Raw genomic sequence first — 21,409 nt, 5'->3', positions numbered from 1 at the left:
GTGGAATTGGACTCTAGACAAGCCCCACTCCACCCGGAGGTCTTCTTCATGTCACCAAACCACGCCGAGCGTCATCAACGTCCGTGGTCAATACACCTAGGCAGGGACGGAACGCACTGGGACCTGGTTCTTGTCTCGCGCCATGAATCAGAGACCGCCCTTGCCGAGTACATCGCCCATCCACTGCATATCGAGGTGGCCAAAGAGGTTGCGGTGCACGTGGCACAGAAGGCGATTATTGATTCACTCGTATGAGGGCAAGGCGTAGAAGAGGCCGCCCCGGGGACTTCAGTCTCCGGGACGGCCTCTTCTTGTCGTCCTAGTTAGTAGTACTCAACAGATGCGCTTCCAACGTCGACAGCGAAGTGCGAATGGCAGCATCGGAAATGCGATCCACGTCGGCAGGCTCGCCCGTCCAGTGACTCCAGGAATGGACTCCGTCAAGAACGGCGATAACGATGGAGACGGCCAGATCAACGTCCCCTTGGTACCCCATGTCATGGGCGGCGCCCTTGAACAGAGCAGCATTGAGGTCAACGAGATGGTTGATGTCCTTGCGGGTTTCATCGGGCAGGAACTTGCTGATCCGGTCTGTGGCCAGTATCAGGTCAAACATGTCGTTTTCAGGGGTCTGCAGCTGCCTGCGGACCTGTTGGTCTACGAGAGTCTTCCAGAAATCAGCAGCGTCAGCGGTGTTTTCAACGGCTTCGATCGTTCCCTTGGCGAACTGGTAGAAATGCCAGCGAAGAGCTGCGTCCACGACTTCGTCGCGACCGCCGGGGAAGTGGCTGTAGAGACTTCCGGCTTTCATGTCCACGTGCCTTGCCAGTCCCCGCATGGTGACTGCGGTGTAGCCATCGGTCGTGACGATCCGCAGGAAGGCATCCAAGATGAGCCGTTTTCCGTCGGTCAGCTTTGTCCAGTTGAACGTAGCGATCTCTTGGCGCAGAACGTCAAGGGCCTGCACGCGCTGCGCTGTGTCGGGCATTTCTCTCCTGTGTTTGTGTCGGTCCCGGTCCCGGGTGTCAGCGCTGGGCGCTGGTGGAACCGTCTTCTCATGGTAAGTCCGACGGGGCATTCCCGCCGGTGATCTATGCCCGCGGTGGGGCCGGTTTGTAGCCGGCCCCACCCGATGGTGCTTAGGACAGGTCTGGTTCGCCTGTCTCCTGCCGTCCCAGTCCGCGGTAAATTTGCGGGCGGGCCGAACGGAGGTAAATGGCGACGAGGATGCCGATCACCAGGGCTGCGCCCGGAATGAAAAGCAGTCCTACGTTTTGACCGGGCTCCCCGCCGGCCACCAGCTCAAATCGCATGATGGCGAAAACAACCACGGCGGTCAGGGCGAGGAAGGAAACAATGGGTGCGACGAACACTTTCCAGATGTTTTCGCTTGCCGGAACGCCCTTGCGGATGAAGAACGCCGCAACGGCCAGGCTGACCAGCGCCATCAGCACTAGCACGCCAGTGGAACCAAGGCCGGACATCAGTCCGTAGAGCTGGGCGGGGTCCGTGCCGGATGCCGCGATACCAGCCAAGGCCAGCGCCACGCCAGCAGAGACGGTGATGGAGGCCAGGTGGGGTGAGCTGTGCCGGCGATGAACCCGGGCCAGGTATGTAGGGAGTGCACGGTCGGAGGCGATGTTGTGCAGGTACCGTGCGATGACGTTGTGCGTGGAAATCAGCGCTGCCACACAAGAGGAGGCAACCAGCACGAGGGAGACGTTGGAAAAGCCGGGGAGCACGAACCGGTCCAAGGCGTCGTTGAACATTCCTGTGGGGTTGTTCGTGGCGGCATCGACGGCGGTGGAGCCGTAGGCGCTGACCATGGCGTAGCACGAGAGCGTGTAGAGAAGTCCGACGAGGATGACGGCGAGGTACGTGGCGCGGGGAACGGTCTTGTTCGGGACTTTGACTTCGTCCCGGTACAGGGCGGTCGCTTCGAACCCGATGAAGGTCAGGAATGCGAACAGGAGCGCTACGCCGACCTCATTGTGAGAGAAGAACTCCATGGGGTTGAAGGGCGCTGCGGACAGGCCTTCGGCGCCGCCCTGCACCAGGGTTGCCACGTTGAAGGTCATGACCAGCGCGACTTCAAGAACCATGACGACGCTGAGAACTCGGGCGGAAAGCTCGATGTGGAAGTACCCCAACGAGCTGACCAAGGCAAAAGCCACAAACGACCAGACCCACCATTGGGTCTCAGGTCCACCAAAGCTTTGGATCAGGGACGCTACCGTGATGCCGGTAAAGCAGTAGAGTCCGGTGATAATGACGGCGTACGCGACGATTGCCAGGTAGGCGCCGCCGAGTCCGACGATCTTTCCCAGACCCATGGTGACGTAGGCGTAGAACGCCCCGGGGCGGGGGATGTGCTTGGTCATGGTGGTAAACCCGACAGCGAAGATGGTCAGGGCGACCGTTGCCGTCAGGAACGCCACGGGGGAGGTGATGCCACTGAAGATCACCGTGAAGGCGATGAACCCGGAGACGGTGACAATGGGGGCGGAGAATGCCAGCACGCTTAGGACAAGCGAGGTTGTGCCGAGGTTTCCGGAGAGCCGTTCGGCTGTCTCTGGTTTTACTGCTGCCGGTGCTGATGGTGGGGAGTCATTCCTCATTTTGTGTGCCTCTTTTTTGATGCGAACCAATATATAGGATCCTGGAGCCGCCCCAGACAGGCACCAGAAGGAGAACGGGATCCAATGGATCCCGGAGTCAGGCCGCCGGCCAAGGGCCGGACGGCCTGAAGCGGATCAGGAAGGAACGCGGGCGATGGCGCCGATTTCAATCAGTGCGCCCTCGCCGCCAAGGTCAGCGACTCCGAAGCCTGTCCATGAAGGGTACGGGGCGGGGAAGTAGCGGGACTTTACGGGCAGGAACCACTCGTTGGTGGCGGCCATGCCGCCCTTGTGGAAGGTCTGCAACTGGACAATGTCACGCAGGGTTGCCCCCGCCTCTGCCAGGACGCGCTCCACGGCGAGGATCGCCAGTTCGGCTTGGTATGCACCGTCGGCCGGGATCGCTCCTGTCTCATCGATCCCCAGCTGACCGGAGACAAAAATGAAATCTCCGCTTCGGACCCCGGGTGCCAGGCCGTAGGTCTCGCCGACTTCCTCCATTCCCTCCGGAATGAGGTAGGTCATCGACGTTTGGGTTGATTCTTTGGCTGCCATTAGGCTGCTCCTGCCGTGAGGGCTTTGAGGGCTTTGAGGGATGCCAGGATGTCGTGCGCTGCTGCTTCTCCGGCCCGGACGGCGCCTTCCATGTAGCCGGTCCACATCGATGCCGCTTCGGTTCCGGCGAAGCGCAATGGGCCGACGGGTGCGTTCAGTGCATTGCCGATCCGGCTCAGAAGGCCCGGTGGCATGACCGTCACTGGTGCGCCCATGGTGTAGGGGACGCTTGGCCAGTCGGTCTCGTGATAGCCCAGGACGTTCGCCGCCTCGGAGCCGAGGACCGCGATAAGGGAATCAAGAACTGCCTGCTTGCGCGCATCAGGTCCGAGAGCGAACCAAGCGTCGTAGTCCTTGCCGCCGATGAATGCCACGATGGTTGCCCATTCATCCCCGGGGCGGGTGACGTCCAGTGAAAGATAGCCAAGGTCCAGATCGAAGACCTCTCCGGAGAGCCCGGCATCCCGCCAGAACGGGCGGCTGTACCGGACCTGGACCTTCGATTCCCGACCCATGGGCGCCCGTGCCTGAAGCTGACGGCGAGCCAAAGGCAGTTCAGGGGAAAACTGGATGGCGTTGGCAGCCGACGGTGGGACGGCGATGGTGGCTGCGGATGCAGTGAACTGCCCGCGGGCTGATTCGACGACGACAGTGTCGTCTGTGTAGGCCACCGAGTAGACCGGGGCATCCGTTATGACGGTGATCCCGTCAAAGTCAGCGATCCGTTGAGAGATCTGCTGCGAGCCGCCAAGCCAGAGGGCGTCGTTTGCCGTGACCTGGAGGGCGCGCATGCCCTCGCACTTGGCTACGTATTGGGCCCAGAACAACATGGACATTTCAGTCGTGTCCGCGCCGACAATAATGTTCAGATCGGTTCGAACAATGCGGCGTGCCACTGCATCAGTGACGTTCTCATCAAGCCATGACTGCACAGTTATGGCATCCAGGGCCACATGTTCGGGTGAATCCCAGGGACCTTGGGATCCGACGGTTTCCGCCAGCTCGTCAAAGAGCCCGTTGACCCTGGTGAGTTCAGCGTCCAGAGTGGTCGAACCACCCACGGAATCTGGGTACCCACCATCAGGGGCGCGGACGACCTCGCCGTCGGCGCGGTATGTCATGCTGCCGGACGGACGTGCCGGCACCCACGTCAGACCAAGGGTTTCACCAAGGAGACGGGAACGGTGGTGGGTTGTGCCGATCAGCATGCCACCAAGGTCCAGTGGCCCACCGGGTGTGTCTGCGTTCGAGTGTGTTCGGCCGCCGACGCGGTCCTTGGCCTCCAGCACGGTAACCCTTAGGCCCTCTTGCGCCAAGGTGTATGCGGCTGCCATGCCAGACAGGCCTCCACCGATGATGATGGCGTCGGCGTGAGCGCCGACCTCGTTATTTGTGGATGACATTGTGGAGCTCTTCCTGCTTGTGGGTCGGGGAAGGTAGCTGCTTGCGCTGGCTGCCAAGCCCGTTGCCCTCCGTGATTTAACTAACGTGAGCGAGTGAGCTAACTAACGTTAGGCAGCAATGTAGCAAGAAAACGAAAGCCTGTATAGCAGTTGACGGCAGGAAACTGGTTCCCCGATTGGGGGGTGGTGAGGGGGTATGCTTAAGTTACTAACTAACGACAGTTAGCAATCCAGGGAGAAAAGCCATGTCAGTAGTCGTACTCGCCACCTTTCAAGCCAAGGACGGCGACGAGCGCAATTTGCTAAACGCTCTTCGCGAATCGGTTCCTGAAATCCATAGCGAGGCAGGATGCGACCTCTTCGCACTTCACGAAGAAGACGGTGGGCGCATCATCCTGATCGAAAAATGGCAAACTGAAGAGCTTCTTGAGGCCCACTTGGCAGCAGAACCGGTGGCGAACCTCGTACGGCGCATTGAGCCCTTTGTTGCCGCGGATCCCGTGGTTAGCCGCCTGAAAGCAGTTCCTGCCGGAACCTCGTCGCAGGGGAGTGTCTAGGGAGCTTTTAGGCTTGCGATTCAAAGCCTAAGGCCAATTCACACCCGTGGCAGCAAGGGCCTGCCTCAGGGGTTGCGGCTATCGTCACCGCCTCTGCTGGCGTGAAGACTGCCGGGGTGAACGTGTGGAGGCAGTTCGACGGCGGCGGCGTCCAGTTCAGGCTTGGCGCGGAGGCATGCGACGGAGTGTCGGAAGGACCTGCCGGTCCATGCGACGTCGGCCGGTATCTGGACCACCATCGGCTCTACCAGGGTCAGGTGAATCATGCCCTTGTCTGTGCTGAATCTGTTCAGCGAGGATCGGCCGACGATCCGCAGCCGCCCATCGACCGGCAAGCCGGCGATGATGGTCTGGGGCTGCGTCACCGGGCCGATAACGGCCGCGCACACCACATCGAAAGTGCTTTTGCTCTTGAGCTTCAACCACGACCGTGTCCCGTAATAGGGCTGCGAGCCTCCCTTGAACACAACCCTTGCACCCCTGTAGCAGGCACTTCTCTTAGCCAGGCCTCTGCCAGATCCGTGTCGGTGGTGGTGGGGGAGAGGATCAACGGGGCCGTTCAGTCCCGGGGCCAGTTCCTTGAGCAGCTGCCGGCGTGCCCGGCAAACGGGACCTCCCGGATGTCCTGCCCGACAACGGCCAGCAGGTCAAAGACCGCGAAAGAGGCAGGCAACTCCCGGGCGAACTCTGCCAGAGCCGCCTAGGGCTGACCATGCGGGACTGCAGCGCCTCAACGTCCAGCTGGTCCGCGTTCTAGATGACTGACTCACCATCGAGGAGCACGACGGGCGGGACCTGGGCCTGCTGAGCTTCCCGCAGCCGGGGCAGGACGCGGGTAAGTTCTCTGCCCTGCCGGGACCACAGCGTCACCCCGGCCGGATCCACCAGGGCAATAGTCCGATGGCCATTCCGTTTGGGTTCATCGGCCCACATTCGGCCAGGCAGTGCGCCCGGGGGGAATGACTTGAAGAGTTTCGCCAGCGCACTGCCACCGGTGATAGCAGTGCCCGCGGGATGGACTCGTCCATGCTCTCAGACTAAAGGACCAGAGCGGACCTTCGCTGCGCTCCCTTATTTCGTTGGATTCCCCGGCCACTCTTCGGGTTCCGCATGGGCAGGTTCCAAATTCCACCCTGACCAGAAAGTCGACTAAGAAAAATTCTGGTGGATACAGATCAGGGGCTCGCAGATGCGATAACAGCGCTGCGGATCCTTGATAGGTGTTCCTCGGACATTGCGGTTGAAAGTGCCAGCAGGCCGTTGGTTCCTGCGAGTACACCCTGGTTGTAGAGCTTCCACCACAGTGACGGCATGTCCGTGGTCCGTATCCGCAGGAGGGAGCCGAAGCCGTTGACAGGTACCCCAGCGGACTTCAGCTGTGCGCGGAGACGATCCCCGGCAGCGTTCAGGGCCACCACGGAGGCCTTGTCATAGAGTTGCATCGCAGTGAGGCCAGCTGCCATGGTGACGGGGTTCGCTGTGAAAGTGCCGCCCCACATGACACTTCGGTCGTCGCCCGGCCGGAAGCTTTTCAGGATCTCCGAGCTACCGCCAATGGCTCCGGCAGGGAAGCCTCCGCCGATGATCTTGCCGGCTGATATCAAGTCCGGTTTCACGCCATAGTGTTTGTGGAATCCTCCCCAGTGGAGCCGGAGGCTAATGACCTCGTCAACGGCTAGGAGGGCGCCGTGCTGATCAGCAAGCTTGCGGAGTTCGTTGACAAATTCAGGCTCGGCCGGCCGCAGCCCTGCCCTGTTGGGCATTAGGTCGATCAGGATCGCAGCCGTCTTGTCTCCCACACGGCGCATCGTGTCAGTCAGTGCCTCAATGTCTCCTTGGGGTAGCACGATGACGGACTGCCGGGTTGAGACGGCCAGTCCGGGGGAGTGTTGATCGGAGACTTCGTCGCCGGTGCCGTGGTAACTGCCTTCGAACCGGATGATGAGGTCCCGGCCTGTATGGGCTCTGGCTGCGCGCAGCATCATGAGTACGGCTTCTGTTCCGGAATTGCAGAAGCGCCATTGCTGGATCCCGGTCCGTTCTGCCAGACATTCGGCCATGTCCACTTCGTACCGGGTGGGCAAGCCAAAGGCCGTTCCTTGGCGGGCTGCGCCGAAAGCTGCGTCGAGTATCTCTGCGTTGGCGTGCCCGTGAATCAGTGAAGTGTAGTTGTTGTTGCAGTCGATAACGGAATGTCCGTTTTCATCGACCACCACAGCGCCGTGCCCTAAGGCGGCGTATGGGGGATGGGGAGGGACATGGACCGTGGATCTGGTGTTGCCTCCGGGCATGACTTTTGAGGCTCTCAGCGCTAGTGCTGTTTTTTCGGCAAAGGTGGTTGGCATGTTTGTTTCATTTCTTTGTAGGTCGGCGGATGGTGCTGGCCCCTGCATGCGGCGCCAGCACCATCGCTTCAGCGGAGGGCTACTGCGTCGATTTCGATGACGGCTCCGTCGGCAGCCAGAGCGCTCACTTCGACAAGCGTGCTTGCTGGCCTGATGTCCGGCCATCGTTGGGCCCTCAGCGCGCTGACTGCTGCGCGTTGTTTGATGTCGGTGACGAAGACGGTCAGCTTGATGAGGTCCGCCGGTGATGACCCGGCGGCGTTGAGGATTGATTCCAACGCTTCAAGGATGGTGGTTGTCTGTGCTTCGATGTCGCCTGGGTGATGGATTGCTCCGCTGCCATCCAAGGCGAGGAGGCCGGAGACGTAGACGAACTGTCCTGCGGTGACGGCATGGGAGAAGTGCCCGCGGGGGGTGGGGACGGATGGGCTGGTTATCTCCGTTCTGATGGCGTCCGTGATTGTCATGCCGTTGCCCTCTCATGGTCGAGTTGGTGCGCTTTGGCCATGGCTGACAGGGTCGCCTCAAAGCCGTCGATGGCGGTGTTGAGATCCTCGTCGGTCCAGGCAGCGGTCGGGCCGAATGTCCGGCTGGTCAAGCCCAGCCCTTGGTTTGCCAACCCGAGGCACATGAGGCGCCAGAGCCTGTGATCGGCGCGTTCTGCGCTCGCGTAGTCCACGATTTCCTCGCTGGAGAAGTGCACCCCGGCGCAGGGGCCGTCCCCGGTCACTGCAAGGGAGAAACCGAGCCGTTCGGCGATTTCCCGGAGTCTTTGACGTAGCTTTTCGCCCTTGGCAGCAGCATCGGCGAAGACGGCGGGGGTGGTGGCCTTCATGGTTGCGACGGCTGCTGCCAGGGCTACGGGGTTTTGCGCGTGGGTGTTGGAGGCGCTGATCGGCTGTTCTACGATGTCGGCCCGACCGGCGACGACGGCTACTGGAAGGCCGCCGCCAAGCATCTTGCCCATGACGATGAGGTCCGCGGCAGCAGATAGCCGGTAGTACTCGGTTGCGCCGCCGACTGCGAAGCGGCAGCCTGTGATGACTTCATCCAGAATCAGCAGGACGCCATGTTTGTGGGTTTCGTCCCGTAGGCCCTGGATGTAGCCGTCCCGTTGGTGGATGGCTCCGGGGATGGTCATCATAGGCTCAGCTATGACGGCCGCGACTGAACCATGGCGACTCTGCAGAACATCCCGGACTGCGGACAAGTCGTTGTAGGGCACCGTGATGATGTTGTCGTGGGCTGTTGGGGAGAGACCGGTTTTCGAGGATTGTTCGCCAAGCAAAGCGTCGTGCTGGCCGTGGAACCCTCCTGCCACCCGGATGATTATCTGATTCCCGGTGAAGGCCCGCGCAAATCGCAGTGCATACGTGTTGGCTTCGGAGCCTGAGGGGGCGAACACGATCCTTTCAGCTCCGGGGATCCGTGCGCAGAGCAGATGGGCGAATTCGTCGCGGATGGGGGATGGGTGCATGGCGCCGCCGGGCGCCCCGATGTTGCTCATCGCCGTGTGGACGGCTGCTGTTACGGCGGGGTGGGCCCTGCCAACGAAGCTGGCGTTCCATCCCGCATTGCAGTCCAGGACCGAGTTTCCATCCAGGTCCGTGAAGCGGGATCCGCTTCCGGAGGCGACATAGATGGGGTAGGGCATGCCTGAGTTGAAGCGGGTGCGCTGGCCCTTGGCGATGAGCTGCTGGGCGGTTTGGTTGGCGTCGAGGGAACGTGCGTTGCGTTGGTTGTAGGTTTCAAGCCATTGGACTTCGAGCGCGTCGAGGTGGCTGGTGCTCATGTGGTTTCCTTTGTTGGTTGGAGGGCTCGTTGGGAGCCCCCCAACGTCGTTACGTGTGTACGGATGCCGTTTCGTGGTCGGCGTCGGCTTCGTTCATCTTGATTCCGCGTGTTTCACGGGTCAGGGCTGCGGTGATCGCAACGACCGCCAAGGCAGCGGCCGCGTAGACGGTGATGGCGCTGGTTGTCCCGAAGATTTGAAGCAGCGCGATGGCGATGGTTGGTGCGAGGCTGCCTCCGACGATGCCGGCGAGCTGGTAGCCAAGTGAGGCGCCGCTGTAGCGGTGTTTGGCGTCGAAGAGTTCGCAGATCCAGACGGCCTGGACTCCGTACATCGCTGAGTGGAACACGAGGCCGACGAGGACCGCTGCGATGATCAGGGCCACTGATTTGGTGTCAACCAGCGGGAAGAAGAAGAACAGCATCCAGATGGTCGCCCCAATGGCGCCGATGATGGTGATTGGCCTGCGGCCAAACCTGTGGCTCAGCGCTGCTGAGAGAGGGTAGGTGATCAACTGCATGCCGGCGCCGAGCATTGCTGCGGTGAGACCGATGCTGCCGGGCAGGCCCAGGGTCTGCGACACATAGGTGAGCAGGAATGTAATCAGGAGGTAGAACATGATGTCGGCGCCGGCCCGGATCCCAATGACCCGCAGGACGTCGAGCGGTTGACGCCGGAACAGTTCCAGGACAGGGGAGCGGCTGACTTTCCCCTCTTGCTGAAGGGCGTTGAAGGTCGGGGTTTCGGTGACTTTCAGCCGGATGTAGATGCCGACGACGACGACGATCGCGGAGATCAGGAACGGTACTCGCCAGCCCCAGGCCACGAACTCTTCACGGCTGAGCTGCGCGGACATGAGGAGCAGGATGCCTGTGCTGAGAAGGTTTCCGATGGAAGCCCCGACCTGAACGAAACTCGTCAGGAAGCCTCGTCGGGGCGCTGGTGCGCGTTCTGCGATCATGAGTGCACCGCCGGCCCATTCTCCTCCCAGGGCGAGTCCTTGAATGAGCCGGATGATGACGAGGAGGATGGGGGCGAGGATGCCTGCTGTGGCGTAGCTGGGCAACACTCCAATGGCAATTGTGGAGGTTCCCATCAGCATGATCGTTGCCAGGAGGACTTTCTTGCGGCCGATCCTGTCCCCGAAGTGTCCGGCGATGGCGGCGCCGACAGGTCGTGCGGCGAAGCCCACGGCAAAGGTGATGAAGGATAGCAGGGTACCGGTCAGCCGGTCATAGGACGGAAAGAAGACTTCTCCGAAGACCAGTGCGGCAGCGGTGCCGTAGAGAAAGAAGTCGTACCATTCGAGTGACGTGCCTACCAGACTTCCGGTGATGGCCCGTCGTAGTGCTTTTGTTTCCCCCAGGTTGTGTTGCTCGGTGCTAGGCATGGTGCCTCCATAGTGGATCCGAAGTGCATGAGGTTGTTTGGTGTTGTCGGGTGGACTTGTTCAGTCGGAGGTGGCGTATCCGGCTTCGATGTCTTCGGCGATGGCCTGTTTGGATCGTTGCGCCGGGTCCCCGTAGCCACCCCCACCCGGGGTGAGCATGCAGATGAGGTCGCCCTGCATGATCCGGACGTTTTCGCCCTTGCTGACCATGGGAAGGGTGATCTTCTCTCCCTGTAGCCGGAACCAGGGGGCCGATGCCGCTCCGGGTTGGCCGCCCATGCGGCCTACGGGTGCTGTCTTGGACTGGTCGCCGAGAAGGCTGGCCCGGCCGTGCTTGCCGAGGTATTCAAATTCGAAGTGGACGCCGAGCCCGCCCCGGAATGTGCCGGCCCCCGCGGATTCGTCCCTGAGGGAGTACTGGCGTACGAGGATGGGGTAGCGCTGCTCCAGCGTTTCAACCGACTGGATCAGGCCGATGCTCATCAGGGAACAGCCGTTGGACAAGCCATCGCCGGATTGGTGTCCGCCGTATCCTCCACCGAGGAAGGTGTACATGACGAACTGCTCGCCGTCCTCGTCGACGCCGCCGATGGACAGATTGTTGGAGGTGGCGGAGGACCCGGCCGGGACGCGGTCCGGCAATGCACCAGCGAGGGCACCCATGACGGCAGTGATGATGCGTTGGCTGGTTTCTGCTGCGCAGCCTGCGACGGGGCGTGGTGGCTTGGCATTGAGGAAGACGGACTCCGGGATTACGAAGGACAGGGGCTCGAAAATCCCCGAGTTGATGGGGATGTCCGGGAAGACGTGCTTTATGGCCACGATGGCGCTGGAGACGGTGGCCGCGTAGACGGAGTTCATTGGTCCTTCGCACGGTGGGGAGGACTCGCTGAAATCGATGGTCATTTCGTCGCCGCTGATGGTGAGGCGGACCGCCACGTCCAGGAGGGCGTCGTTGATACCGTCGTTGTCCATACGCTCGGTGAAGCTGTACGAGCCATCCGGTATGTCACCGATATAGCTGCGCATTTGGAGGGCGGAGCGTTCCCTGAGGATGTCAATGACATTGGAGACGAGTTCTGGTCCGTATTCGTCGAGCAGCTCCGTGAGGCGTTCATCGCCGACACGCAGTGCAGTGGATTGGGCTTCGACGTCGCCCATGATGTCGTCGGGGAGCCGGGAATTGGTTTGCAGTATCGCCAGGATGTCGGTGTTCAGGGTGTCCTGGGTGAAGAGGCGAACGGGCGGGATCCGCAGGCCCTCCTGGTAGCAATCGCTTGCCTGGGCAGCGAAGCCACCGGGGACTCGGCCGCCAAGGTCTGTCCAATGCCCGGTGTTGGCCAGCATGGCGAACAGTTTTCCCTTGTAGAAGTAGGGCCTGACGAGCTTGGTGTCCATGATGTGGGTACCCCCGGCAAAGGGGTCGTTGACGAGGTAGGTATCTCCGGGTCGTGGTTCCTTCACGATGTTCAGGACGCTGGCGACCGTGTACTGCATGGTGCCCACGAAGATGGGCAGACCCCTGATGCCTTGGACGATCATGGATCCGTCTGTAGCCGAGTAGATTCCGTCGGCGCGATCCCAAGCGTCCGAAATGACGGGGGAGAAGGCCATCCGCTCGAAGACTGTGTCCATCTCGTCGGCGATCTGTTCGAGACGTCCGCGGATCACGGCCAAGGACAGCGGATCAACGTTGCCGCGGCTCATCGTGCCACCTCCACGATGATCGAGCCGCTGTCATGGACGGTGGACCGGGTTCCCGGGGGCAGGATTATGGTGGTATCGATTTGTTCGATCACGAGGGGTCCTTCCAGTGATTGACCCGCTACCAGGGAGTCCCGAGACAGGACATCGACCATTTGTGGTTCGCCGGTGAAGTTGATGCTCCGTTTGCTTTGCTGATGCGTGCTTTTGGCCTGGGTTGGTGACAGTGACGGAAGGGATCGCCTTCCGGTCGTGACGGTTCGCAGGTTGATCAGCTTAATGTTTCGTGCCGGGTGCCTGCCGCCGTAAGTTTTGGCGTGTTCGCGCAGGAAGGCATCGGCGAGCTCGTCGGAGGTCCATCCCTGCTGCCGGTCCCCGAGCGGGATGCGCAGCGTGTAGCGTTGTTTGCTGAAACTCATGTCGGCGAAGTGTTCCACAAGGATGGTTTCGGACGTGAAACCGTCGGAAGAGAGCAGCCCTGTGCCCTCGGAGGTGTGCTGGTTCAGGATGTCTTGGACCTTCTGGCTCAGCTCCGGGCCTTCGACGTTGATGTTGAGGGCACTGACGTAGTCGTACTTGGCATCGGCGATGAGGCATCCGTAGGCACTCAGGGCCCCAGGGTACGGTGGAATGAGGACGGTGGTCGCTCCGACCGTCCTTGCCAGTTCGGCGATGTGCATTGGTCCGGCACCACCGTAGCCAACCAGGGCAAATTTTCTGGGGTCGTGGCCTTTGTCCACGCTGACGCTGCGGATGGCGCCGGCCATCTTTTCGTTGGCTATCCGGATGATGGCCAACGCTGCGGCCTCGATGCTCAGGCCCAGGGGGTCGGCGATTTCAGTTTGGATGGCATTCCTGGCGGCGTCGACGTCAATGGTGAATCCGGCCTCGGTCCCTAGTTGCTGGTTTGGGGCTATGCGGCCCAGCACAGCATTGGCGTCGGTGACTGTGGGTTTCGTGCCACCTCGGGCGTAGCAGGCGGGTCCCGGTGTTGAGCCGGCGCTCTCGGGTCCCACCTGGAGGATTCCTGCCCGGTCGAGGGAGGCCAGCGAGCCGCCGCCGGCAGCGATGGTGGTGATATCGATCATTGGCAGTTTGATGGGCATGCCATAGTCGATGTTCTTCTCGGAAGTGATGGAGGGGGCGCCGCTGGGTATCAGTGCGACGTCGAAGCTGGTACCGCCCATGTCGCAGGAGATGACGTCGGCTAGGCCGGCTGCCCCACCGAAGTCGGCTGCCGCTACCGTTCCGGCGGCGGGCCCGGATAGCAGGGTTCGTGCTCCCAGCCGTCCTGCGCGCCGGGCGGGGATGAGCCCGCCGTTGGACTGCATCACCTGGACCTCATGCTGGAAACCTTTTGCTTCAAGCCGGTCTTGGACGCTGTGCAGGTAGCGGCCCATGGTGGCGCTGACGAAGGCATTGACTGCGGTTGTGTTTGCTCGCTCGAACTCTCCCGACTCGGGGCACAGTTCGTGTGAGGCGCTGAAGCTGACACCGGGGAGCAGGGCGGTGAGCCTCTCAATGAGGAGCTGTTCATGGGCCGGATTCGCGTAGCTGTTGATCAGACAGACAGCGACGCTCTCAATGTCCAGATTCCGGAGTTTGTCCGCCACGCGAATAATGGCATCGTCGGTCAACACCGTCAGGATCCGGCCATGAGAGTCAATGCGCTCATCGACTTCGATGGATCGGCTCCGGGGAATTATCGGTGTGTAGCCTGTTGTCAGCCCGTAGGTGGTGGGCCGGTCCCTTCGGCGCAGCTCGAGGACGTCCCGGAATCCTTTTGTGGTCACGAGCGCACAGCGGTCTCCCTTTCGTTCAAGAACGGCGTTGGTGGCCACGGTGGTGCCGTGGACGACTGCGTCCATCCCGGCGACGGGTACCGGAAGTTGCTCCAGTCCCGCCACGAGCCCTTCTGCCTGCTGCCCCCTGGTCGAGAAGACCTTCGCTATGCGGAGACGGTTTTCTTTGGTGTCGTGCAGCACCACGTCTGTGAATGTGCCGCCGACATCGATTCCTGCGATGACTTCCATGTTTTCTTTACCTAACTGTGTTTTGTGTTCGTGCTGCTATCCGCTGTTTTTGGACAGCAATTGCGACATGGCAGTCGCGGCCGTGAGAACGGGTTCCACCCACTGGTCGATGACGAAGCGGCTGCTGGGACCGGCAACACTGAGTGCGCCGACAAGAACCCCACTTGAGTCGGCGATCCCGGCTGCAACCCCGTCGATGCCCTCGGCATATTCGCCCTCAGTGATGGCATAACCCTGCCGCCGGACCTCCGGGAGGATTCTGGACTTGAGTACGGTCTTGGAGCGGACACTAAGGCTGGTCACCTCCGGCAGCTCCTCGTCCGGGTAGAGGTTGTCGATCTCTGCTTCAGACATCGACGCCAGCAAGACCTTCCCGGATGCGCAGCTGACCAAGGGCATCCTGGTCCCCACCCGAATGTCCATCCTCAAGACATGCTTCGTCTCGAATCGTTGAACAATGATGGCGTCCCGGTTGCGCGGTATCGCCAGCGAGACTGCTTCACCGCTCAGGTCCGCCAGTGACCTCATCGGTCCCAGCAGAGCGCCTCCGAACCGGGCAACATCCGGGACGGCCGCGCCTACTTCGAAGGCACCCAGGCCAAGGAAGTACATGCTGTCCTCGTCCTGAAAAGCGAAGTCCTGTTGCAGGAGCGTGGACAGAAGCATGTGTGCAGTACTTCGTCCCACGCCGAGTTGGCGCGACATCTCGCTGACGCCAATCCCTTTTGGGTGTTCGCTGAGGATTCGGAGCACACGGAGTGCGGTGGCAACCGTGCTGGAAGTCCTTGATGAACTGTTTGACATATGCGAACATCCTTCGTAAATTGCGAATGCGGATAAATGATGCAGTGATTAGCCTCACGCGTCAAGAGTCGATTTTTGGGCCGCCTGAATTCCCGAAAAATTCGTAAGCTCCACCATCTGTGCCAATCTGAGACAAGTAATCCAATCCTCTTGACGTTCGCCGAGTGAGGGTGCAGGATTCAATCTGCTTCTGATCAACCAGTCAGATATTCGTATATTCCGAACAGTGGCGACCTTCATGACTTGCGCATTTCGAGTACAGCGGACCACGCTCCACGTCGATAAAGCCAAACAATGAGCGCCATAGGAGAAATTCTTGGTCATCAAAATAGACAATGTCCTGTCCGACGTTGCTGTCCGAACAAAGCGCAAAGTATTCCGGCGACTGATGCCGATACTGATGTTGGGGTACATCGTGGGATATCTCGACCGGACCAGCATTTCGTTCGCCAGCCAAGGGCTCAGCCTGGAGTTTGGCATGAATGCCACCGCATTCGGGTTTGCCGTCGGCATTTTCTTCCTAGGCTATGTGCTTTTTGAAATTCCCAGTAATGTCTTGTTGCATCGAGTGGGAGCCCGGATCTGGATCACGAGGATCATGATCAGTTGGGGGATCATCACCGTGTTTATCGGGTTGACGACGGGCGCAGCCGGCGTCTACATCCTGCGGTTTCTCCTCGGTGTCGCTGAAGCCGGATTCTTCCCCGGCATAATCCTCTACCTCACATACTGGTTTCCCAATGCCGTTCGGGCCCGTATGCTGTCCGTCTTCATGCTCTCTGTTTCCATCGCCCTGGCGACTGGAAGCCTCCTGAACGGTCAGATCCTTCAGTATTTTGATGGCCTGCTTGGTTTCTCGGGCTGGCGATGGATCTTCTTCGTCGGCGGCCTCCTGGCGGTCATCCTCGGCGTGCTCAGCTTCTTTCTGTTGACCGATTCTCCACAGAAGGCGCGTTGGCTCGACGAACCTGAACGCCAGTGGCTGATCGAGACCCTGGCGCGGGAAGGCGAAGAGCGTGCGGCGGGCCGATCAGACCACGGCATTTGGGCAGGCTTGCGTGATAAAAGGGTCATCCTTCTGGCGGTTATCTTCTTTCTGATCCAGTTCGGAAACTACCCCTTGGCTTTTTGGCTGCCGCAACTGGTCAAGAAGATTGGACCGGAATTATCGGCAGTTCAAGTCAGCCTGGTAACAGCAATTCCCTATGCATGCGCTGCAATAGTCCTGTTTCTGATGGCGATGCGCTTTGCGCGGCGGGACGCCCAAGTGGCTCATATCAGCATTCCGCTGATTTTTGCTTCGGGTGCCTTCGCCGTAATCACGGCATTCCTAGGACAGCCGATCATTGCTCTTATGGCAATCACCGTGGCTACGATGTGCGTCCTCCCGGCCACAGCAATGTTTTGGTCGCTGCCCACCCACTATCTGACCGGTGCGGCAGCCGCGAGCGGAATCGCATTGATTAATTCCGTAGGTAACATTGCCGGCTTTGTAAGCCCTTACAGTTATGGCCTTCTCCGGGACGCCACCGGCAGTGACAGTGTGGCGCTTGCAATGCTCGGCGCCGCGGTCAGCGCGGCGGCTGTGATACTCATTATCTGGAGGAATAAAACCCGTGACCGAGCTTCTTAGAGCAGCCGCCGAGCATCACGTCTTGAAGCTGTGATGGGCAAGAATCGTGAGGTCAAAAATTATCATCACAAGCTTGGTAGCACCATTTGTCTGGAGCTAGTGGCCCAAGGGCTCAATTGCCCACGCGATGCGAAGAAGGCAGGTAGCAGCCCGTCCCCGCAACGCCAGCCATCGCCGTCGTAATTGCAGCTTCCCGTCAGGAAGGGTAGGTGCCGTGGGGAGGGCGCTGTGTGCAAGATGCTGGCTCAAGGCGGCTTGTTCCTGCCGCGCCAGCAAGAGGGCAAGTGGATAGTAGCTGTTCATCAGTTCTCCCAAGCAGTTCGCCAAGGCCAGTCAGCGTTGCTCACTGGCCGGGCGGATCCGGTCTACTTTCAGTGCTTTTTGTAGTAGGAAGAGTATGGGGAGGGACTCTTGCCGCACTGTGCCACTCTGGGCCACGTTGGAAGAGGGGCAGGCCGGCTCGGCGAGGCGCCGGCCCGTGCTCGAGGGTGACTGACCGCCGTCGCCTATTGTGTTCCCGACCCGAAGTCGACGGCCAAAATCGCCCGGGACAAGGTGACGGCACGGTCCGCCAACTCTTCAAGCTCGGCGTCGGTGCAGTCGCGGGGGGCCCAGCGGGTGGCACCCTCCAATAGGGTCATGACCACCCTCACATGCTCCCCAGGGTCAGGGCAACCCATGTCACGGGCCGCCGCCTCGTACATTTGCTCATGGAGCGTGACCCAGTCATCGACTTGGGCGCGCAGCTCCTTGGGGAGAACTCCGGCCATCCTGTCCGTCGCAACCAGGAGGTCCCACAGGTTACTTTCCGGCAAGCGCACCTGCCGCGTGAAGTGGAGTTTGACCATGGCGTCCCAAAATTCTTCCGCATTGCGGGCCGGCTCTATGGCTTCGAGCAAGGCGACGCCGAAACGGTGGAAATGCCAGCGGAGCGATTCGGCAACGATCTCGTCCCTGCCGTCAGGGAAGTGCGAGTAGAGGCTGGGCGGCTTGATGTTGACGGCGTTTGCGATGGTCCGCATCGAGACGGAGTTGAAACCGTTGGCGATGGCGAGCTGCAGGAAGGCCTCAAGGATGTTCTGACGGCCCGCCTTCTGTCCTGTCCAGTTCCATTCCTTGAGTTGCGATTCGAAGGCGCGGGAGGCGGCTTCGTAGGACTTCACGCTCATAATTCGCCATCCTAACACTCGTTAGGTAAATTGCCTCCAGCACTTCCCTAACGTCTGTTAGTTAGGTAGTCTGGAAGTGGCGCGGAGCACATGCACCCACCATCCCAATTCGTTTGAGCGGAGAGCAAGCAATGGTCACCGAAAACACGAGCCTGGGGGCCACTCGCAACAACAACGTCATCCTCGGAAGCGGGCTTTCCGGAATGGTTGCCGCGTACATCGGCGCACGGGCGCTGGAGGACAACGCGTCACTGATCGAGAACTGGAGCGCACGGCAGGCATTCCGTCCAATACTGCCGCGGCGGCGCCCACGAAAGATCGAGCCAGGCGGCACCGGCCCGGCACTGGCATCCTGACCCGCATATACAAAGGGAGAACCTGCCCCAATGTCTGCAGAAGTACTGTCACCGTGGCCGAATGAAACCCCACGTGAAACCAACCGCGTCCGCGAGCTCTTCCTGATGCAACCCCACGCCGACCTCAGCGGTATCCGCCCCATGATCGCCCGCTCCTGGTACCGCAGCCGCGCTGCCGGCGTCGATGCATTCGCCGACCGCGGATTCTTTGACGAGGGACGGGTGGACGAGTACACCGTCGTAGCGGCCGGCCCTCACTTGCAGAAACTGGATGAAGTGGCTGCCGACCTTGGCGGTTACGTCAACATCACTGCCCCGAACGGAGTGCTGGTCAAGGCTAATTTCCTGCGGGATGACGGGTTCCCCGCCGGGTACTCCCTGCTGGAGGAGAGCTGCGGAAGCAACGGCGAAGGCCTGGCATTGGAAGAAGGGCGTGGCGTCTGGCTGGCCCCGGAAGAACACTTCCGTGAGGACATGCGGGGCAACTGGTGTTTCGCATCTTTGGTGCGGGATCCGTTCCATAACCGCGTTCGGGCGGTCATCGGGCTGACGCTTCCTGCCAACCGGGTCAGCACGCTGGAACCTTCCTCCACGCTGCTCATGCTCGAAGGCGTTGCCTCACGGATCGAGCGCGACATTGAAGTGCGGACCTCTTCCAGGGAGCGGGCTCTCCTCAGCGAGTACCTCAGGATCTCGCGCCGCAGGGGCAACCGGGCCGTTATCGCCGTCGACGGCAAGAACTCGCTCCAAAACGCTTCGGCGACAGCGACGTTGGTGGACGGCGATTTCTCCATAGTCTCGGGCTACGCCAAGGCCGTGATGTCCTCCGGCCGGGAGATGAATTGTGAAGTCATGCTGGAGGGCCCGGGACATTCTACGTTGGAAATTTCACCGGTGACGCTGTCTGCTGCAAACGTCGGAGCCATTGTTGTTGTTCGACCCCACGCTCCCGCCAAAAGTCGCACCGTCGCTTCCGGTAGCGCCCCGCTCCTCTTGGCATCATCGCCGGAAGGGACCGCTGAACGATTACTGAAGCACGTGGATGGCACCAGCACGGAGTTCAAACGAACACTCAACCTGGCGCGTAAAGCCGTAGACCAGGACAGGTCCGTGGTGATGATCGGTGAGCTGGGCAGCGGGAAGCTGCGTCTGGCCGGTGCCATTGCATCGCTGCGTGGTGGACAGATGGTTGTGGACGCCCGCAACGGAGACCTCAGGAACGCCACTTTTAACGATGTCCTGCACAGGGTGTCCACCGAGCTTCCCGCGACGCTGATCGTGGAGCACGCCGATGAGCTCTCCCAGAACGAAGCCATTGAGATCGCCCGCAACCTTCGCGGCAACTCCGCAACCAGGATCATCTTCACCGTTACACGTCCCACGGATGCCACGTTGCTGTTGTCCGAGGCATTCGATGTTCTCGAGATCTCCGTGGCACCCCTGCGCAACCGGCGGGAAGACATCCCGCAACTGGCCAACGCCATAGCGCAAGAGCTGGGGGAGCGGCGTCTGTCCCGGAGGCTCATCACCACCCTCACCCACGCCGACTGGCCACGCAACATCGACCAGCTTCGCGCCGCCGTCTCCAACGCCGTCGAACGTGCGGAAGGCGCCGAGGTAACAGTGGACGACCTGCCACAAGGGTTCCACCGCGCCCTGACAAAGGGCAGGCTCTCCCGCCTTGAGGATGCAGAATTGAGCGAGCTGCGCACTGCGCTGCAGGAAGCAAAAGGTAACCGCAGCCTGGCAGCGGAGACCTTGCAGATCGGGCGCTCCACGCTCTACCGGCGCATGGATTATTTCCGCAGCCGCGGCTTCGACCTCTGACGCCACGCAGGGAGCAGCAGCCGACCTCCAAAGGGGGCCGGCTGCTCCGCGCTGCCCAGGTGGCGAAAGGCCCGACGACGAGTGGCCCCTTGTGCTGCCCGGCTCTCCCCAGTCGGTGGAACACGGTGTCCCACCCCGGTGTCTCGATATGGCACGGATGGCCGCCCCGATATCGCGTTGTACTGGAAATCACCCGACACCGGCACCCGTCCCAAGGAGTGTCCGGCAGCGACCGAGGGTACGAACACGAACAGGACGACTGACTATGACCCGCGATGCCCAGGGAACCATTCTTGTGGCCCCCCACCATTTCCCGGACCTGGACCGTGAGCACGCGCTCGCGGAGGAGTTCGGTTACACACTCAACCCCGCGGCAGACACCGACGCCTTCCGTGCAGGGCTTCCCGAAGCCGACATTGTGATGATCACGCCCTACGCCAAGCTCACTGCCGCCGACTTCCCGCTGATGGGCAAGTGCCGGGCAGTGATCAGGTACGGAATCGGCTACGACAACATCGACGTCGCCGCGGCCACTGAAGCGGGCATCCCGGTCTCTATCGTTCCCGGCACTGCGTCGGAGGAAGTCGCCTCCCATGCCTTCGCGATGGGCCTGGCGCTGGCGCGCCGGCTGCCTGCCGGAAACGACGCCATTGACAACCTTGGCTGGGCCGGAACCATCGGCTACGACACCCCTGTCCTCTCCGAGCTTGAGGTCGGCGTCCTGGGCATGGGCCGCATCGGGCAGCATGTGGCCCGCATGTACTCGGCTGTAGGAGCCCGCGTCCGTGCCTATGACCCCTTTGTCACGGAGAGTTTCGTGGAGATGACCGGGCTGCAAGACATCCTGAAGAATTCCGATGTCGTTTCCCTCCATCTGCCGCTGAACGATGAAACGGCGAACCTCATCTCCACCGACGTGCTCGCGAAAATGCGCAAAGGCACAGTGATCGTCAACGTGTCCCGCGGCGGCCTCATCGATGAAGCCGCGCTCGCCTCGGCGCTGACCTCGGGTCACATTGCAGGCGCCGGAATCGACACCTTCGCCCAGGAGCCGCTCGGGGCTGATCACCCCCTGCGCACGGCACCCAACGCCATCCTCACGCCGCACATCGCATGGCGTTCCAACCGGTCAACGGGTGCGCTGCAGGACGGTGCCGTAGAGCGGGTACGCCTCGCGCTGACCGGCCAGCCGCTCATCGACCTCGTGAACTGAGAAGACTCGT

General features: G+C 61.1%; 21 protein-coding genes. 6 read left to right on the top strand and 15 right to left on the bottom strand.

Features of this window, described 5'->3' with window-relative positions; genetic code table 11:
• A partial coding sequence (locus J2Y41_RS05000; protein ID WP_309926706.1) for a Dabb family protein occupies positions 1-255 on the top strand: 255 nt, incomplete at its 5' end.
• Positions 256-319: 64 nt separating this feature from the next.
• On the opposite strand, the gene J2Y41_RS04995 is transcribed toward J2Y41_RS05000, so the two are convergent.
• From J2Y41_RS04995 to J2Y41_RS04980, 4 genes are all read right to left on the bottom strand, one after another.
• The gene (locus tag J2Y41_RS04995) at positions 320-988 is read right to left on the bottom strand and encodes a TetR/AcrR family transcriptional regulator (RefSeq protein WP_309926703.1); all 669 of its coding nucleotides are present in this window, start codon (positions 986-988) and stop codon (positions 320-322) included.
• A gap of 151 nt (positions 989-1,139) precedes the next feature.
• Positions 1,140-2,618, bottom strand: coding sequence for an APC family permease (locus tag J2Y41_RS04990; protein ID WP_309926701.1), 1,479 nt, complete (start codon positions 2,616-2,618; stop codon positions 1,140-1,142).
• A 135-nt stretch (positions 2,619-2,753) separates the two neighbouring features.
• Entirely contained in the window at positions 2,754-3,173 is a 420-nt protein-coding gene (locus J2Y41_RS04985; RefSeq protein WP_309926699.1) for a Rid family hydrolase, read from the bottom strand.
• Positions 3,173-4,576 (bottom strand): FAD-dependent oxidoreductase, encoded by a 1,404-nt coding sequence (locus J2Y41_RS04980; RefSeq protein ID WP_309926697.1) that lies wholly within the window; start codon positions 4,574-4,576, stop codon positions 3,173-3,175. The genes J2Y41_RS04985 and J2Y41_RS04980 overlap by 1 nt, the downstream gene beginning before the upstream one ends.
• Before the next feature lie 245 nt (positions 4,577-4,821).
• Here J2Y41_RS04980 and J2Y41_RS04975 point away from each other — a divergent pair, with 245 nt between their 5' ends.
• Positions 4,822-5,133: an antibiotic biosynthesis monooxygenase gene (locus J2Y41_RS04975; RefSeq protein WP_309926694.1), complete on the top strand. Its 312-nt coding sequence runs from the start codon at positions 4,822-4,824 to the stop codon at positions 5,131-5,133.
• Between the two features lie 65 nt (positions 5,134-5,198).
• Here the strand turns inward: J2Y41_RS04975 and J2Y41_RS04970 are convergent, their stop codons facing one another.
• The 9 genes from J2Y41_RS04970 to J2Y41_RS04930 form a co-directional block, all read right to left on the bottom strand.
• Positions 5,199-5,555 (bottom strand): hypothetical protein, encoded by a 357-nt coding sequence (locus J2Y41_RS04970; RefSeq protein WP_309926691.1) that lies wholly within the window; start codon positions 5,553-5,555, stop codon positions 5,199-5,201.
• A gap of 331 nt (positions 5,556-5,886) precedes the next feature.
• Positions 5,887-6,066, bottom strand: coding sequence for a hypothetical protein (locus J2Y41_RS04965; RefSeq protein ID WP_309926689.1), 180 nt, complete (start codon positions 6,064-6,066; stop codon positions 5,887-5,889).
• 242 nt (positions 6,067-6,308) lie between these two features.
• Complete coding sequence (locus tag J2Y41_RS04960) at positions 6,309-7,349, bottom strand: aminotransferase class III-fold pyridoxal phosphate-dependent enzyme (RefSeq protein ID WP_309926687.1); 1,041 nt, start codon at positions 7,347-7,349, stop codon at positions 6,309-6,311.
• Positions 7,350-7,546: 197 nt separating this feature from the next.
• On the bottom strand, positions 7,547-7,945 hold the full coding sequence (locus J2Y41_RS04955) for a RidA family protein (RefSeq protein ID WP_309926685.1): 399 nt from the start codon (positions 7,943-7,945) through the stop codon (positions 7,547-7,549).
• The gene (locus J2Y41_RS04950; protein ID WP_309926684.1) at positions 7,942-9,270 is read right to left on the bottom strand and encodes an aminotransferase class III-fold pyridoxal phosphate-dependent enzyme; all 1,329 of its coding nucleotides are present in this window, start codon (positions 9,268-9,270) and stop codon (positions 7,942-7,944) included. Before J2Y41_RS04950 ends, J2Y41_RS04955 begins: the two co-directional genes overlap by 4 nt.
• Before the next feature lie 49 nt (positions 9,271-9,319).
• Positions 9,320-10,660 (bottom strand): MFS transporter, encoded by a 1,341-nt coding sequence (locus J2Y41_RS04945; protein WP_309926682.1) that lies wholly within the window; start codon positions 10,658-10,660, stop codon positions 9,320-9,322.
• Positions 10,661-10,720: 60 nt separating this feature from the next.
• Complete coding sequence (locus J2Y41_RS04940) at positions 10,721-12,367, bottom strand: hydantoinase B/oxoprolinase family protein (RefSeq protein ID WP_309926680.1); 1,647 nt, start codon at positions 12,365-12,367, stop codon at positions 10,721-10,723.
• Positions 12,364-14,397, bottom strand: coding sequence for a hydantoinase/oxoprolinase family protein (locus J2Y41_RS04935; RefSeq protein WP_309926677.1), 2,034 nt, complete (start codon positions 14,395-14,397; stop codon positions 12,364-12,366). The genes J2Y41_RS04940 and J2Y41_RS04935 overlap by 4 nt, the downstream gene beginning before the upstream one ends.
• A gap of 36 nt (positions 14,398-14,433) precedes the next feature.
• Positions 14,434-15,201 carry an IclR family transcriptional regulator gene (locus J2Y41_RS04930; protein ID WP_309926674.1) on the bottom strand — a complete coding sequence of 256 codons (768 nt, stop codon included), beginning with the start codon at positions 15,199-15,201 and terminating at the stop codon, positions 14,434-14,436.
• A gap of 316 nt (positions 15,202-15,517) precedes the next feature.
• On the opposite strand from J2Y41_RS04930, the gene J2Y41_RS04925 reads away from it, so the two are divergent.
• Positions 15,518-16,834 (top strand): MFS transporter, encoded by a 1,317-nt coding sequence (locus tag J2Y41_RS04925; protein WP_309926671.1) that lies wholly within the window; start codon positions 15,518-15,520, stop codon positions 16,832-16,834.
• Positions 16,835-16,930: 96 nt separating this feature from the next.
• On the opposite strand, the gene J2Y41_RS04920 is transcribed toward J2Y41_RS04925, so the two are convergent.
• Positions 16,931-17,137 (bottom strand): hypothetical protein, encoded by a 207-nt coding sequence (locus J2Y41_RS04920; protein ID WP_309926668.1) that lies wholly within the window; start codon positions 17,135-17,137, stop codon positions 16,931-16,933.
• A gap of 203 nt (positions 17,138-17,340) precedes the next feature.
• A complete protein-coding gene (locus tag J2Y41_RS04915) occupies positions 17,341-18,003 on the bottom strand; it encodes a TetR/AcrR family transcriptional regulator (RefSeq protein ID WP_309926665.1) in 663 nt (220 codons plus the stop codon).
• 131 nt (positions 18,004-18,134) lie between these two features.
• Between J2Y41_RS04915 and J2Y41_RS04910 the strand changes: the two genes are divergently transcribed.
• The 3 genes from J2Y41_RS04910 (at position 18,135) to J2Y41_RS04900 (ending at position 21,399) form a co-directional block, all read left to right on the top strand.
• Positions 18,135-18,359 (top strand): hypothetical protein, encoded by a 225-nt coding sequence (locus tag J2Y41_RS04910; protein WP_309926663.1) that lies wholly within the window; start codon positions 18,135-18,137, stop codon positions 18,357-18,359.
• A gap of 30 nt (positions 18,360-18,389) precedes the next feature.
• Entirely contained in the window at positions 18,390-20,186 is a 1,797-nt protein-coding gene (locus J2Y41_RS04905; protein ID WP_309926661.1) for a helix-turn-helix domain-containing protein, read from the top strand.
• Between the two features lie 265 nt (positions 20,187-20,451).
• Positions 20,452-21,399 carry a C-terminal binding protein gene (locus J2Y41_RS04900; RefSeq protein WP_309926658.1) on the top strand — a complete coding sequence of 316 codons (948 nt, stop codon included), beginning with the start codon at positions 20,452-20,454 and terminating at the stop codon, positions 21,397-21,399.
• The last annotated feature ends 10 nt before the right edge of the window (positions 21,400-21,409 follow it).

Origin of the sequence: Arthrobacter sp. 1088 (genome assembly GCF_031455315.1) — a bacterium.
Taxonomy (GTDB): Bacteria; Actinomycetota; Actinomycetes; order Actinomycetales; family Micrococcaceae; genus Arthrobacter.
Note: the sequence above shows the minus strand (reverse complement) of the source record. Positions and strands in the feature narration are given on the sequence as shown.

What these genes read in the sequence shown, in the direction of transcription:
- J2Y41_RS04950 (WP_309926684.1), bottom strand. Translation starts at nt 9,270, where the DNA reads ATGAGCACCAGCCACCTCGACGCGCTCGAAGTCCAATGGCTTGAAACC.
- J2Y41_RS04975 (WP_309926694.1), top strand. Translation starts at nt 4,822, where the DNA reads ATGTCAGTAGTCGTACTCGCCACCTTTCAAGCCAAGGACGGCGACGAG.
- J2Y41_RS04945 (WP_309926682.1), bottom strand. Translation starts at nt 10,660, where the DNA reads ATGCCTAGCACCGAGCAACACAACCTGGGGGAAACAAAAGCACTACGA.
- J2Y41_RS04955 (WP_309926685.1), bottom strand. Translation starts at nt 7,945, where the DNA reads ATGACAATCACGGACGCCATCAGAACGGAGATAACCAGCCCATCCGTC.
- J2Y41_RS04900 (WP_309926658.1), top strand. Translation starts at nt 20,452, where the DNA reads ATGACCCGCGATGCCCAGGGAACCATTCTTGTGGCCCCCCACCATTTC.
- J2Y41_RS04985 (WP_309926699.1), bottom strand. Translation starts at nt 3,173, where the DNA reads ATGGCAGCCAAAGAATCAACCCAAACGTCGATGACCTACCTCATTCCG.
- J2Y41_RS04910 (WP_309926663.1), top strand. Translation starts at nt 18,135, where the DNA reads ATGGTCACCGAAAACACGAGCCTGGGGGCCACTCGCAACAACAACGTC.
- J2Y41_RS04905 (WP_309926661.1), top strand. Translation starts at nt 18,390, where the DNA reads ATGTCTGCAGAAGTACTGTCACCGTGGCCGAATGAAACCCCACGTGAA.
- J2Y41_RS04980 (WP_309926697.1), bottom strand. Translation starts at nt 4,576, where the DNA reads ATGTCATCCACAAATAACGAGGTCGGCGCTCACGCCGACGCCATCATC.
- J2Y41_RS04990 (WP_309926701.1), bottom strand. Translation starts at nt 2,618, where the DNA reads ATGAGGAATGACTCCCCACCATCAGCACCGGCAGCAGTAAAACCAGAG.
- J2Y41_RS04940 (WP_309926680.1), bottom strand. Translation starts at nt 12,367, where the DNA reads ATGAGCCGCGGCAACGTTGATCCGCTGTCCTTGGCCGTGATCCGCGGA.
- J2Y41_RS04930 (WP_309926674.1), bottom strand. Translation starts at nt 15,201, where the DNA reads ATGTCAAACAGTTCATCAAGGACTTCCAGCACGGTTGCCACCGCACTC.
- J2Y41_RS04920 (WP_309926668.1), bottom strand. Translation starts at nt 17,137, where the DNA reads ATGAACAGCTACTATCCACTTGCCCTCTTGCTGGCGCGGCAGGAACAA.
- J2Y41_RS04965 (WP_309926689.1), bottom strand. Translation starts at nt 6,066, where the DNA reads ATGTGGGCCGATGAACCCAAACGGAATGGCCATCGGACTATTGCCCTG.
- J2Y41_RS04995 (WP_309926703.1), bottom strand. Translation starts at nt 988, where the DNA reads ATGCCCGACACAGCGCAGCGCGTGCAGGCCCTTGACGTTCTGCGCCAA.
- J2Y41_RS04915 (WP_309926665.1), bottom strand. Translation starts at nt 18,003, where the DNA reads ATGAGCGTGAAGTCCTACGAAGCCGCCTCCCGCGCCTTCGAATCGCAA.
- J2Y41_RS04935 (WP_309926677.1), bottom strand. Translation starts at nt 14,397, where the DNA reads ATGGAAGTCATCGCAGGAATCGATGTCGGCGGCACATTCACAGACGTG.